Origin of the sequence: Mycobacterium liflandii (assembly GCF_022354805.1) — a bacterium.
Taxonomy (GTDB): Bacteria; Actinomycetota; Actinomycetes; order Mycobacteriales; family Mycobacteriaceae; genus Mycobacterium; species Mycobacterium marinum.
This window is the reverse complement of sequence record NZ_CP023138.1, coordinates 4,238,203-4,250,793: the sequence shown is the minus strand read 5'-3', so window position 1 is coordinate 4,250,793 and position 12,591 is coordinate 4,238,203. Positions and strand designations below refer to the sequence as shown.

Below are 12,591 nucleotides of genomic sequence, written 5' to 3'. Positions count from 1 at the left end.
GTTCCGCACCTGCGGGGTGGTGCCAGCTCCCCTCAGGTGGGTGTGTGAAGCTGTGGCCATGAACAGCATCCAGATCGCGGATGAGACGTATATCGCCGCGGATGGCGCACGGGTCGGAGCCGCGGTCGCGGATCGATCAAGCTGGAGCCGGTGGTGGCCCGATCTGTGGCTGCAAGTCACCGAGGACCGCGCCGACAAGGGAATCAGGTGGGCGGTTACCGGGGCCTTGACCGGCACGATGGAGATCTGGCTCGAGCCGTCGTTGGACGGGGTCGTGCTGCACTATTTCCTGCATGCTGAACCCACTGGAGTGACGGCTTGGGAGTTGGCCCGGATGAAGCTGGCGAAAATGACGCATCAGCGCCGGGTGGCGGGCAAGAAGATGGCGTTCGAGGTGAAAACGACGTTGGAGCAGACACGCCCGATCGGAGTTTCTCCGGTAATTTAGCCGGGTCAAGGTAGCGCTTCGGGGAGTACCGTTTCTGCCGGAAGGCCGTGTCCCCGGGAAAAAACATCGAGTGCGGGGGCAGAGAAAGGTGGTCAGGTGGCGGACAAGACGACGCAGACGATTTACATCGATGCGGAGCCGGGTGAGGTGATGAAAGCGATCGCTGACATCGAGGCCTACCCCGAATGGATCTCCGAGTACAAGGAAGTCGAAATCCTCGAGGCCGATGACGACGGCTATCCGATGTTGGCCCGGATGTTGATGGACGCCACCATCTTCAAGGACACCCTGATCATGGCCTATGAGTGGCCGGCAGACCGTCAATCGCTTAGCTGGACCCTGCAGTCCAGCTCGCTGCTGAAGGCCCTTGAAGGTTCGTATCACTTGGCGCCCAAAGGCTCTGGTACTGACGTTACCTACGAGTTGTCGGTTGATCTGGCCATTCCGATGATCGGAATGCTCAAGCGCAAGGCTGAGCGCAGGCTGATCGACGGAGCCCTGAAAGATCTGAAGAAACGAGTTGAGGGCTGAGTGATCCTGTTGCGCCCACCCCGGCTCAGATCAGTCTCTTCGTAGGCAAAGGCGGGGTAGGAAAATCCACTTTGGCGGCCGCCACCGCGGTTTGCGACGCCACTGCTGGTCAGCGGGTGTTGGTGGTATCCACCGATCAGGCGCACTCGCTGGGTGATGTGCTGGGCATTGCGGTTGCGCCGACGGGCTCCGGCGAGCCGGTTCGTGTTTTTGCTGATCTCGAGACCGGTCAGGTCGACACCGGCGGGGGTTCTTGGACGCCCTAGCGCTGGACACCCTGGCGTTGCTCGAAGACCGCTGGCGAGACGTTGTCGATGCCCTCAATGGGCGATTTCCGGATTCGGAGTTGGGCAGCATTGCTCCCGAGGAGCTCTCCGCGCTGCCCGGAGTCCAGGAAGTGCTCGGTCTGCACGCGGTCGGTGAGCTCGCGGCCAGTGGACGTTGGGACCGCATCGTGGTCGACTGCGCCTCGACCGCGGACGCCCTGCGGATGTTGACCCTCCCCGCCACCTTCTCCCTGTACGTCGAGCGCGCGTGGCCGCGGCATCGCCGGCTCAGTCTCGCTATCGAAGATGGCCGCTCGGCCGCGCTGGTGGAGCTGCTGGAGCGAACCAGTGCCAGCGTCGATCGACTCAGCACTTTGCTGACGGATGGTTCTCTGGTCGGCGCGCATCTGGTGCTGACTCCTGAGCGGGTGGTCGCAGCGGAGGCGACGCGCACGCTGGGATCGTTGGCCCTGATGGGCGTCCGCGTCGAGGAATTACTCGTCAATCAAGTTCTGGTGCGGGACGAGGCATACGAGTACCGCAGTCTGCCCGACCACCCCGCCTTCTATTGGTATGCCGAACGCATCTCCGAGCAGCGTGCCGTTCTCGAGGAACTCGACGCCACCATTGGCGATGTGGCGCTGGTGCTGGTTGCGCATGCGGCCGGCGAGCCGATCGGACCCAAGGCCCTCGGTGGGCTGCTTGATGGCGCCCGCCGGCGCCGCGGAAGCGCGCCGCCGGGGCCGCTGCGTCCGATTGTTGACCTCGAGTCCGGGTCCGGCCTTGGGGCGGTATATCGTCTGCGGCTAGCGTTGCCCCAGCTCGATCCCGGTTCGTTGACACTGGGCCGAGCTGATGACGACCTGATCATCAGTGCCGGCGGCATGCGGCGCAGGGTGCGGTTGGCCTCCGTATTGCGGAGGTGCATCGTGCTGGACGCGCGCCTGTCTGGCGGTGAGCTGACCGTTCGATTTCGACCAGATCCGGAGGTGTGGCCGACGTGACTGGGCCCCATACCGAAGTTGGTCCTGAACTGCGCAAACTCGCCCAGGCGATCCTCGATGGCGTAGATCCTGCACTGCGCGCCGCGGCCGCCATGGCATCGGGCGGAGCGACCGGCAAGTGCCAACAGGTGTGGTGCCCGCTGTGTGCGCTCGCTGCGCTGGTCAATGGTGAGCAGCACCCGTTGACGACGGTTATCGCCGAACACAGTGTGGCGTTGCTCAACGTGATTCGCGCCATAGTCGACGACATCGACCGATCGGCGAAACCGCCGCCGGATGGTCCGCCCGGCGGGGGCCTCAGCAGTGAGAGCGCCCCCGAAAACGGGTCGGCGAACGCCGATGCGAAGACGCGCTACCAGGCGATCCCGATTACTCTGCAAGAGTAAGCGACCAACCTACGGAGGTGGTCGTACCTATCGCCGATGGGTACAGTTGGCGCAGACATCATTCCGATGCGGGTGAGAGGGAGGGCCATGTGGTACTATCTATTCAAGTACATCTTCATGGGCTGGCTCTTCACCCTGTTGGGGCGGCCGAAAGTCGAAGGGCTGGAACACATCCCGAGCTCCGGGCCGGCTATTCTCGCCAGTAATCACCTCGCTGTGGCCGACAGTTTCTACCTGCCATTGGTCGTGCGTCGTCGGATCACCTTCCTGGCGAAGGCCGAATACTTCACCGGTACCGGCGTGAAAGGCTGGATCAACCGCTGGTTCTACAGCGTCTCCGGGCAGGTGCCGATCGACCGCACCAATTCCGACGCGGCACAGGCCGCACTCGAAATCGCCGCAGGACTGCTGCGCCAGGGCAAGCTGCTGGGCATGTACCCAGAAGGCACCCGCTCGCCCGACGGTCGCCTCTACAAAGGCAAGACGGGCCTGGCTCGGCTGGCGCTGCACACCGGAGTTCCGGTCATCCCGGTGGCGATGATCGGCACCAATGTCGTCAACCCGCCGGGACGCAAGATGTTGCGCTTCGGCCGCGTCATCGTTCGTTTCGGTAAGCCGATGGATTTCTCGCGGTTCGAGGGTCTGGCCGGCAACCACTTCATCGAGCGGGCCGTCACCGACGAGGTGATGTACGAGCTGATGGGGCTCTCGGGCCAGGAGTACGTCGACATCTACGCCGCCAGCATCAAGAACGGCGGCAAGGGGGATGACGACGGGTCCGGCGACGCGGTACGGATTCCCGAAACCGCCGCCGGATAATCAGCGCGCGGCCGGGGCCGGGGTTCGGTCCGGCTCCGCCGGACGCTGCATTGTAATCCGGGTGGTGACCGTCAGTCCGGCCACGACGATCACGGCCAACGCCCACCACACGTAGGACATGCCGGCCAGCTGACGCCACCAGGCCGCGGTGGCCTCGCGGTGTTTGGGCAGCAAATCGATCGGTGACCAGCGCATCAGCGCCAATCCGGCAATGGTGACCACCGCCAGCGCGACGTTGCGCCGCCGCCAGGCCAGCACCCCGGTCACGACCACCGCCGGCAACATCCAAACCCAATGATGCGACCACGACACTGGGGAAACCACCAGGCCGAACAAGGCGACACAGATCACCGCAAGGCTTGGCTCTTCGGCCTGCAGGACCCGCCGCATCGCCCAGACGGTCACCGCGAGTACCCCTAAAGACAGCAACACCCACAGCAGGTGGCTCGCATGCTCGCCGATCGGTAGGCGGGCGAGTGCGCCCGCAATGTTCTGGTCGGTGTTGAGCGCCGCGGAACCGATCCGGTCGGTGTGCAGCAAGGTGTCGGTCCAGTACTCCCATGAGTCGTGCCAGGCCAGCGCGAAACCGGCCAGCGTGGCGACCACGAAAGACGCCACCGCCGTCAGCGCCGCCCGGTTGTCGCGGCGCAGCAGGAAGTAGAGCAGGAACACGGCCGGAGTCAGCTTCAGGGCGATCCCCAAGCCGAGCAACAGCCCCCGGGGCCACGGTGTGCGACGCGGGAAGCAGTCGAGTATCACCAAGGTCATCAGCACGGCATTGATCTGGCCAAAAGCGAAGTTGGAACTGATCGGCTCCAGCCAGAGCGAGGCCGGGGCCACGATGATGACCGCCAACCACAACCGGCGCAGCCACGCGGGTCCGGGCAGCTGCTCCGAGTTGGGCCACACATCCAGAGCGGTAAGCACCACCACCGTCGACGCGATCAGCACCACCAACGTCAAGAATGTGATCGCCACACTGGCCGCCGGCATGTGTAACCAGGCAAACGGGCTGAACACCACCGCCGACAGCGGAGGGTAGGTGAACGGCAGGTCCAGTCCGATTGGTGTGTGGAACTTCACGTCGCCGCTGTAGAGCGGGCGCCCGTCCAACCAGGCCTGACCGCCCATCTGATAGATGTCGATGTCGATGCGGTATGGGATGTGCCCGAACAACCGCCAGACCACGTATGCCAGTGCCGCGGCCGCTACCAGCCACAGCAGGTACCAAACCGAGACCCGCCCGAGTCGACTGCCCACGTCGGGCGACCTCAATGTACTCATTTCCCCGACAGCCTAATCGTTACCGGACGGCCGGACACCGCTGCAGCGAGGCTGCCGACCTGCATTCGTCGGTGGGCGTAACTTTTTTGAGGTGTTCTATTGGCTGCAGCATGACATTGTCGACCGCGGCCGATTGCCGCTTTTGTGCTGCCTGGTTGCCTTCATCCTGACGTTTTTTGTGACCCGCACCTTCGTGCGCGTCATCCGCGGGCGCCCAGACGATGGCCCGCCGCCCAGGTGGTGGCAGCCCCGCAATGTGCACCTCGGGTCGGTGCATGTCCACCATGTGACATTCGGGGTGGTGCTGGTGATGATCTCGGGGCTGACCTTGGTGACGCTGGCTGTCAACGGACGCGAGCCCGAACTCAGCGTGGCGGCAACTTTTTTTGGGATCGGCGCGGCACTGGTGCTCGACGAGTATGCGTTGATCCTGCATCTGTCCGACGTCTATTGGGAGGAAGACGGCCGTACCTCGGTGGACGCGGTTTTTGCGGCGGTAGCGGTGGCGGGTCTGCTGACCCTGGGTTTGCATCCCCTGATGTTCTTCCCGACGATCTGGTCCGGTAGCGATTCGGTGCTCCCGCGTGCGGTGGTGGTCGGCGGATTGGTGCTCACGCTGCCGCTGGCAACGGTGGTGCTGATCAAGGGCAAGGTGTGGACCGGGTTGCTCGGCATGTTCATCGTGGTGTTGCTGGTCATCGGTGCAATCCGGCTGTCGCGGCCGCATGCCCCTTGGGCCCGGTGGCGCTATACCGCGAAACCGGACAAGATGCGGCGAGCGTTGCAGCGCGAGCGCACCTTGCGCCGCCCGGTGGTGCGGGCCAAGCTCTGGTTGCAGTGTGCGATCGCCGGCACCCCTCGGCTGCCCGACGAGCGCGCCGTCGAGGCGCAGTTGGATCGCGACGTTCACCCCGCGCCGCCACCCGAGGGCACCGAGCCGATATTGACCTCCGTATAGGCTGCGGCGATGCGGTACTTCTATGACACCGAGTTCATCGAGGATGGCCGCACCATCGAACTGGTCTCGATCGGCGTGGTCGCCGAGGACGGCCGTGAGTACTACGCCGTTTCCACGGAATTCGATCCGGAACGGGCTGGAAGTTGGGTTCGTGCCCATGTGCTGACCAAACTGCCGTCACCCGCCTCGCAGGTGTGGCGTTCGCGCCGCCAGATCCGCCTGGACCTGGAGGAGTTCCTCGGTGTGGACAGCGGCGAGCAGATCGAACTATGGGCCTGGGTCGGGGCCTACGATCATGTCGCGCTGTGTCAGTTGTGGGGTCCGATGCCGGGCCTGCCGAAGGCGATACCGCGTTTCACCCGGGAATTGCGGCAGCTGTGGGAGGATCGCGGCAGCCCGCGGCTACCCCCGCGGTCCCGAGATGCCCACGACGCGCTGGTCGATGCCCGTGATCAATTGCGAAGGTTTTTGATCATCACCGACCGCTAGCAACGTTCGGCCCATCAGCCCGCAACAATGCCCAGTTACCATGTACCGATGAACTGGACCGTCGATATTCCGATTGACCAGCTGCCGTCGTTGCCGCCGTTGTCTGATGAGTTGCGGGCGCGGTTGGATGCTGCGTTGGCTAAGCCGGCTGCTCAGCAGCCCAGCTGGCCGGTCGATCAGGCGACGGCGATGCGTAAGGTGCTCGAGAGTGTGCCGCCGGTGACGGTGCCTTCGGAGATCATCCGGTTGCAGGAGCAGCTGGCGCAGGTCGCTCGTGGTGAGGCGTTTTTGCTGCAGGGTGGGGATTGCGCGGAGACGTTTACCGATAACACCGAGCCGCATATCAGGGGCAATGTGCGCACGCTGTTGCAGATGGCGGTGGTGCTGACCTATGGCTCGAGCATGCCGGTGGTCAAGGTTGCTCGGATTGCGGGGCAGTACGCCAAGCCGCGCTCGGCCGATACTGATGCGTTGGGGTTGAAGTCCTACCGCGGTGACATGATCAATGGTTTTCCGCCCGATGCTGCTGCCCGCGAGCATGATCCGTCGCGGCTGGTGCGTGCCTACGCCAATGCCAGTGCGGCGATGAACTTGGTGCGGGCGTTGACGTCGTCGGGGTTGGCGTCGCTGCATTTGGTTCATGATTGGAACCGCGAGTTTGTGCGGACCTCGCCGGCGGGGGCGCGCTATGAGGCGCTGGCCAACGAGATCGATCGGGGCCTGCGGTTTATGAGTGCCTGTGGGGTGGCCGACCGTAATCTGCAGACCGCTGAGATCTACGCCAGTCATGAGGCTTTGGTGCTCGATTATGAGCGGGCGATGTTGCGGTTGGGTGAGGGGGAAAACGGTGAGCCGCAGTTGTATGACTTGTCCGCCCATACCGTGTGGATCGGTGAGCGGACCCGTCAACTCGATGGCGCCCACGTTGCTTTTGCGGAGGTGATCGCCAATCCGATCGGGGTCAAGATCGGCCCGACGATGACTCCGGAGCTGGCTGTCGAGTATGTCGAGCGGCTGGATCCGCATAACAAGGCGGGCCGGCTGACGCTGGTGAGTCGGTTGGGGAACAACAAGGTCCGTGATCTGCTGCCGCCGATCGTGGAGAAGGTCCAGGCCGCCGGTCACCAGGTGATCTGGCAGTGCGATCCGATGCACGGCAACACCCACGAGTCATCCACCGGCTACAAAACCCGCCACTTTGACCGCATCGTCGATGAGGTACAGGGATTCTTCGAGGTCCATCGCGGCCTGGGAACCCACCCGGGTGGTATCCACGTCGAGATCACCGGCGAGAACGTCACCGAATGCCTGGGCGGCGCGCAAGACATCTCCGACTCCGACCTATCCGGGCGCTACGAGACCGCCTGCGACCCACGACTGAACACCCAACAATCACTGGAACTGGCCTTCCTGGTCGCCGAAATGCTGCGCGACTAACCGCCGTTGGCGGTGGGCTTTCCGATGGGATGACCGCTGCTGACCGTCCGAATTTCGGACGGTCAGCCCGCGGTGCTGGGGTCGGTTACCCGGGTCCGGCGCGCGCCTGTTCGTGACCAGGCGCGGGCAGGATTGCGACGCTCCCGGATCGTCGCCCCGGTCGGGGGCGGTCCGGTGGTGGCGCAGCGCGTGCTACTTGTGAGCGCCCACATCACCCGCGCTGCCCGACGCCGCGGCCAGCAGCGTGATACCGGCGGCCATTCCCCCACCGAAACCGATGCACAGGATATTGCCGTGCAGCTCGGGGTACGCGTGGTGCAGGGTGATGGGGATCGATGCCGAACCGGTGTTGCCGAATCGGTCGATGGTTTGGTGGCATGTGGCGTTACGCAGGTCCAGTAGCGAGTAGATCTCATCGAGCATGCGTCCATTGGCTTGGTGCATCACCACGTGGTCGATGTCCTCCACAGCGAGGTGGTGTCGCGCCAAGAATTTGCGGACTTGCTCCGGGACCGTGGTGGTGACGAAGTCGCGGACGCCTCGACCGTCCATGTGGAAGTAGTGCTGTCCCGCGTCGAGAGTGGCCGTGGTCAGGGGCTGGCGGCTGCCGCCGCCGGGCACCCCGATCAGGTTGATGTGCTGGGTGAAGGTGTGCAGTTCGGTGTCGACGATGCGCAGGTGCCTCGAGCTGGCTGTGGTGGGTCCGACCACCACAGCACCGGCGCCGTCGCCGAACAGGCAGACCGTTTTTCGGTCGGTGGGGTCAAGGATGCGTGAGTAGACGTCTGCTCCGATGACCAGCACGTGGATGCTGTCACGTTGGGCCAGCGCGTGTGCGGTGTTGATGGCGAACAGGAACCCGCTACACACCGCATTGGTGTCGAAGGCGTATGCGCTGTTGGCGTGCAGCGCATTTTGGACAAAGGCGGCCGTGGGTGGCTGGGGTTGGTCGGGTGTGGAGGTCGAGACGATGATCGCTCCGAGCTGCCCGGCGTTGATTGCGGTGTTGGCGAGGGCCTGTTCGGCGGCCTGGACGGCCAGATCCGAGGTGGCCTGCTCCGGGTCGGCCCAGCGTCGGGTCCGGATCCCAGTTCGGGCGAATATCCAGGCATCGTCGATGCCGGCGCTGGCACCTGCCTGGTTGTTGGTGACGACGCGCGGCGGTACGAATGCGGCGGTGCCTAGTATGCCCACTGTGGGCGGTAAGGGCACAGATTCCTCTGGGGGAGAGGGCATTTGCGCGAGCGCGCAACCACAGCAGCATTCGGGACGGTGCTCCATGATCTCCTCCAGGAAATTGTTGTGGAAGTTATTGCGAGATCAGTGTCGAATGGGTGACCGTTGACAGCGTGTGGATGGCGCTGGCCCGGTCACCGTGGATGCAGTTGTGGTCGAGTTGAAGTGGCGGTCTTGGATTTTGGTGTTGTCCTGCTGACGACCGCGGCCAAGACGCCGGCCGTGAACTACCTGGCTGAACCAACGGTCGCCAGTTTCTTTTCGCTCACGGCCGCGCCTTGTCGTGTGCTGATGTTCGCCGCAGCCCCTGGGCGCTGATGCGAGTCCTAGGTTCGCAAGTCCCCGAATACTTCCTTTTCGCGCTCCATGTCGATGGCGCGCGATGCGTAGTGTGCGGTCTCCAATGACCACGCCACGTTGCCGGTTATCCAGTTGCTGCAGGTATCCAGCATGGAGATCACGCCTTGTTGATCTTCGGTTGGCAAGCGTGGGATGAGGTGGGTGTGGATGAGCTGTTTGGTTTGATCGAAGCGCGCGATCTCCTCGTGCAGGTACTGACTGACCCGGTCGGCTGCTTGCGCAGTCGTGAGATCATCCTGAGACCGCAGGACGGCGACGTAGTTGCACAGGTCGCCCAGACTGAGCTCTTTGGGCGCGGAGTAGAGGTCCTGCTCCAGGACACGATGTTGTTGGCGGCTTCGCGAGCGGCCCGTATGTATGGGTGCACCAACAGCGACTCCGATAGGGCACGTCTAGCGGCGGCTTCGCCGAGGTCGAGCGTGATGAATACTGCGCTGGAGATCAGCCGGTGGGCTCGATATGACTGTTCGTCGAGCGCAATGCGTGATGCGTTGATCAGGGCATGGCTTCGGTAGGAGTTGACGTAATCGACCATGTCGTTGGCCAGTCGTCTGCACCAGTACGCCGGCATGCCCTGGGTAGTCCGCTCCCAAAGATCCTCCAACGCCACCACATAGGGCCTGACTACTGGGCTCGGGGGTGCTGAGGGCAGCCCGGTGTAGACGGTGTTGGTGGCCGCCGCCGTCGCAATGGCAAAGTCCTGATCGCAGCCGTCTATCGATTCATCGAAAACGTCGTCGAAGGCAAAGAGCCAACCGATCCAGTCCGCCATCAGATCAAGCTCCGCACCGGTTGCCGCCGGATAGGTCCATGCCGCCAGGCGATGCTGCGCGAGTGCATCGAAGGCGTCACCGTTGGGGCCGTCGAGGACGATGCCTGTGGCACGAGACCATGTCTTCAGGTGTTCCCCTGCTTTGTCGACATCGGGGCTGATTGTCGCCTCGGTACCCAAGTCGACCTGGGGGAAGTCAATAACGTTCACTTGGAGTCCATTTCCGTTGCGCTACTGGGAATTTCCGCCGCTGATTGAACAGGCTCGTCCTCAATGGATTCTCAACGGATCTTGAACCGTGGCGGAGTGTCTCGCCGCGAAAGGAGTGTGATCAAGCTGGGCAGCTTGATGTTTCGGCGTCGCAAGGTGTGATGTGAATGGAGAGCCCGTCGGGCGTGTGTGATCGGGGCCGGGCGAGCGGCAGAGCGGAGTTAAGTCCCTGCAAGAGCGACATCTTCACGAAGTCTCGCACTCTCATCGCCGCCCGCGTCGCATCCTGAATATGGGTACCAAAACGCACTTGCCTGCGGGTTCCGTCCCGCGGCCGCGATGGCCGCATCTGGGGCGGCTGGCATGCGTCCCGGGGGAGGCGAGCGGCGCCGCGCGTCGGTCTCAAGCGACTCACCCAGACATCTATTACGTACACGTTAAATCCAGATCGCACTTGGATATTCGGTTGATCCCTACCGGATCGACATGCTTCTGCGGCCCAACGAGCGCCGCAGGTCAGCTCATTGAGAAGTTGTTGAGGCCGGTACCGGACACTGCTCGTCACCGCTTGTGGTTCGCGGACAGGTTTCTTCTGATGTGAGGAGTTGGTCGATGTCGTTGGGCATGGTCAATGTTGCCAATGCGACCCCGAACGCAGCTCGGGCGCTGCTGAAAAATGCTCGGCAACAGTGCGATCCGGTCTTGCGGACAGCAGTGGGGTGGTTGAGTGAGCCGTTGGCCAAGATGACCGGATATCACCTCGGCTGGTGGGACGTCAATGGGGTGCCGGTAGATGGTTCGTCTGGCAAGTCGATTCGGGCGGCGTTGGCGTTTGGGGCGGCGTCGGCGTGTGGTGATGCGCGTGCCGCAGCTCCTGTGGCGGCGGCGGTGGAGTTGATGCACAACTTCTCGTTGGTTCATGACGACGTGATGGATCGCGATGCCACTCGCCGGGGTAGGGCGACGGTATGGGCGGTGTGGGGTGAGACCAATGCGATTGTTCTCGGAGATGCGTTGCACGCGTTGGCCGGCCGTGTGTTGGTTGAGATGTTGGAGCCTGAGGTTGCGGCGAACGCCGTTATGAGGTTGGAATCCTCGTGTGTGACTTTGTGCGATGGCCAGTTCGAAGATTGTGACTTTGAGACACGCGAGTCGGTGAGCGTTGATGGCTATCTGGAAATGGCGGCCGGCAAGACGACGGTATTGATGGGTTGTGCCTGTGCGTTGGGGGCGTTGGCCGCGAATGCGGATCCTGCCACGGTGACGGCGATGCATCAGTTCGGTTTCCAACTGGGCTTGGCGTTCCAGATCGTCGATGATGTGATGGGTCTCTGGGGAGATCCGAATGTCACCGGTAAGCCGGTCGGTAGTGATCTGGCCCGCCGCAAGAAGACTTTTCCGGTGGTCGCCGCCTTGGGCTCTGGTACGGAGGCGGCGGCTAGCTTGGCGCAGCTTTATGGGGCTGAAGAGCCGATGTCAGCCGATGAAGTGCGGCAGGCGATCGACTTGGTGGAGACCGCGGGGGCCGCAAGGCCGCCGAGCGGCAGGCCGATGAATGCATCGGTGCCGCGCTGGCGGCACTACCTGACTCCGCGCGATCAGAAGATCTGATTGCGTTGACGCAATTGGTCATTGCCCGCGACCGGTGACCTCTTACACCGAGCCGAAATGAAATCAGAACGGCCCGAGAGGCCCCCTTGCTGCACTTCTTGGTTGTCGGGTAAGCGGCCAACAGTTCAGTAGCGGTTGACGATTTGGTAGGCCGCGACGATGCGGTGATGGGGAACTGCTTCCGGGGATTTGCCGGACCACGCTGAAAGGACTGCTTGAAATGCCGGAGATCATGTTGGAGTTGGTTGATGCCGGTGGCGTCACGCAGGGTGTGGCGGAGAAGATCGCTGCGCATGAAGCGCCGGGGCTGCTGCATCGCGCGTTCTCGGTGTTCCTATTTGATGACTCCGGGCGAATGGCACTGCAGCGCCGTGCCGCGGGCAAGTATCACTGGCCAGGAGTCCTGTCGAACGCATGTTGCGGACACCCGTTTCCTGGGGAGAGCCCGCGGGTGGCCGCGCAGCGCCGAGTGCGCGAAGAGCTCGGGCTCGACGTCGAACTCGTACCGGCAGGGACGGTGACGTATCGCCACGCCGATGCGCAGACGGGTCTGGTCGAGCATGAGTTCAACCACCTGTACGTGGGGCGAATCTCGGGTCCGCCACAACCGGACCCCGACGAGGTCTCGGAAGTGCGCATGGTGACCGCGGCCGAACTGGCCCAGCTGCTCGAAGCGGATAGTTTCTCCGGTTGGTTCCTCACCGTATTAGGCGCCGCCCGAGTCGCTTTCGCCCAGTTCACGCAAGAGATCTACTAGCGATAGGGCAACAAGTGAGTCAT

12 protein-coding genes and 3 pseudogenes are annotated in these 12,591 nt (G+C 63.3%); 11 read left to right on the top strand and 4 right to left on the bottom strand.

What is annotated here, in order from left to right; genetic code table 11:
- Positions 1 to 58: 58 nt before the first annotated feature.
- The 5 genes and pseudogenes from CKW46_RS18925 to CKW46_RS18905 all read left to right on the top strand — a co-directional run bounded on the left by CKW46_RS18925 (position 59) and on the right by CKW46_RS18905 (position 3,454).
- Positions 59 to 448: a hypothetical protein gene (locus CKW46_RS18925; RefSeq protein ID WP_011741296.1), complete on the top strand. Its 390-nt coding sequence runs from the start codon at positions 59 to 61 to the stop codon at positions 446 to 448.
- A gap of 96 nt (positions 449 to 544) precedes the next feature.
- Positions 545 to 979: an SRPBCC family protein gene (locus CKW46_RS18920; protein ID WP_011741295.1), complete on the top strand. Its 435-nt coding sequence runs from the start codon at positions 545 to 547 to the stop codon at positions 977 to 979.
- Positions 976 to 2,249 (top strand): annotated as a pseudogene (locus CKW46_RS18915) (ArsA family ATPase). The gene CKW46_RS18920 and the pseudogene CKW46_RS18915 overlap by 4 nt, the downstream one beginning before the upstream one ends.
- Positions 2,246 to 2,635 carry a hypothetical protein gene (locus tag CKW46_RS18910; RefSeq protein WP_015356162.1) on the top strand — a complete coding sequence of 130 codons (390 nt, stop codon included), beginning with the start codon at positions 2,246 to 2,248 and terminating at the stop codon, positions 2,633 to 2,635. The pseudogene CKW46_RS18915 and the gene CKW46_RS18910 overlap by 4 nt, the downstream one beginning before the upstream one ends.
- An 87-nt stretch (positions 2,636 to 2,722) precedes the next feature.
- Complete coding sequence (locus CKW46_RS18905; protein ID WP_482053444.1) at positions 2,723 to 3,454, top strand: lysophospholipid acyltransferase family protein; 732 nt, start codon at positions 2,723 to 2,725, stop codon at positions 3,452 to 3,454.
- Here the strand turns inward: CKW46_RS18905 and CKW46_RS18900 are convergent, their stop codons facing one another.
- Positions 3,455 to 4,738 carry a glycosyltransferase 87 family protein gene (locus tag CKW46_RS18900; protein ID WP_482052257.1) on the bottom strand — a complete coding sequence of 428 codons (1,284 nt, stop codon included), beginning with the start codon at positions 4,736 to 4,738 and terminating at the stop codon, positions 3,455 to 3,457.
- Positions 4,739 to 4,778: 40 nt separating this feature from the next.
- Between CKW46_RS18900 and CKW46_RS18895 the strand changes: the two genes are divergently transcribed.
- From CKW46_RS18895 to CKW46_RS18885, 3 genes are read left to right on the top strand one after another with little or no spacing between them, the layout of a single operon-like run.
- Positions 4,779 to 5,696: a hypothetical protein gene (locus tag CKW46_RS18895; protein WP_176456274.1), complete on the top strand. Its 918-nt coding sequence runs from the start codon at positions 4,779 to 4,781 to the stop codon at positions 5,694 to 5,696.
- A 9-nt stretch (positions 5,697 to 5,705) separates the two neighbouring features.
- A complete protein-coding gene (locus tag CKW46_RS18890; protein ID WP_012394886.1) occupies positions 5,706 to 6,185 on the top strand; it encodes a polyadenylate-specific 3'-exoribonuclease AS in 480 nt (159 codons plus the stop codon).
- Positions 6,186 to 6,233: 48 nt separating this feature from the next.
- The gene (locus CKW46_RS18885; protein WP_012394885.1) at positions 6,234 to 7,622 is read left to right on the top strand and encodes a class II 3-deoxy-7-phosphoheptulonate synthase; all 1,389 of its coding nucleotides are present in this window, start codon (positions 6,234 to 6,236) and stop codon (positions 7,620 to 7,622) included.
- A 192-nt stretch (positions 7,623 to 7,814) separates the two neighbouring features.
- Here the strand turns inward: CKW46_RS18885 and CKW46_RS18880 are convergent, their stop codons facing one another.
- Positions 7,815 to 8,816 carry a 3-oxoacyl-ACP synthase III family protein gene (locus tag CKW46_RS18880; protein ID WP_041299330.1) on the bottom strand — a complete coding sequence of 334 codons (1,002 nt, stop codon included), beginning with the start codon at positions 8,814 to 8,816 and terminating at the stop codon, positions 7,815 to 7,817.
- Between the two features lie 216 nt (positions 8,817 to 9,032).
- Here CKW46_RS18880 and CKW46_RS18875 point away from each other — a divergent pair, with 216 nt between their 5' ends.
- On the top strand, positions 9,033 to 9,176 hold the full coding sequence (locus tag CKW46_RS18875; RefSeq protein WP_020725618.1) for a hypothetical protein: 144 nt from the start codon (positions 9,033 to 9,035) through the stop codon (positions 9,174 to 9,176).
- Positions 9,177 to 9,184: 8 nt separating this feature from the next.
- On the opposite strand, the gene CKW46_RS18870 is transcribed toward CKW46_RS18875, so the two are convergent.
- Positions 9,185 to 9,319 (bottom strand): hypothetical protein, encoded by a 135-nt coding sequence (locus CKW46_RS18870; RefSeq protein WP_265339393.1) that lies wholly within the window; start codon positions 9,317 to 9,319, stop codon positions 9,185 to 9,187.
- Between the two features lie 132 nt (positions 9,320 to 9,451).
- Positions 9,452 to 9,990, bottom strand: a pseudogene (locus CKW46_RS18865) (terpene synthase family protein); the annotation flags it as partial.
- A gap of 822 nt (positions 9,991 to 10,812) precedes the next feature.
- Here CKW46_RS18865 and idsB point away from each other — a divergent pair.
- Together idsB and idi are read left to right on the top strand one after the other, a co-directional pair.
- Positions 10,813 to 11,849: pseudogene (gene idsB / locus CKW46_RS18860) on the top strand (geranylgeranyl diphosphate synthase IdsB).
- Between the two features lie 182 nt (positions 11,850 to 12,031).
- A complete protein-coding gene (idi, locus tag CKW46_RS18855; RefSeq protein ID WP_015356155.1) occupies positions 12,032 to 12,568 on the top strand; it encodes an isopentenyl-diphosphate Delta-isomerase in 537 nt (178 codons plus the stop codon).
- The last annotated feature ends 23 nt before the right edge of the window (positions 12,569 to 12,591 follow it).

What these genes read in the sequence shown, in the direction of transcription:
- CKW46_RS18925 (WP_011741296.1), top strand. Translation starts at nt 59, where the DNA reads ATGAACAGCATCCAGATCGCGGATGAGACGTATATCGCCGCGGATGGC.
- CKW46_RS18905 (WP_482053444.1), top strand. Translation starts at nt 2,723, where the DNA reads ATGTGGTACTATCTATTCAAGTACATCTTCATGGGCTGGCTCTTCACC.
- CKW46_RS18900 (WP_482052257.1), bottom strand. Translation starts at nt 4,738, where the DNA reads ATGAGTACATTGAGGTCGCCCGACGTGGGCAGTCGACTCGGGCGGGTC.
- CKW46_RS18890 (WP_012394886.1), top strand. Translation starts at nt 5,706, where the DNA reads ATGCGGTACTTCTATGACACCGAGTTCATCGAGGATGGCCGCACCATC.
- CKW46_RS18885 (WP_012394885.1), top strand. Translation starts at nt 6,234, where the DNA reads ATGAACTGGACCGTCGATATTCCGATTGACCAGCTGCCGTCGTTGCCG.
- idi (WP_015356155.1), top strand. Translation starts at nt 12,032, where the DNA reads ATGCCGGAGATCATGTTGGAGTTGGTTGATGCCGGTGGCGTCACGCAG.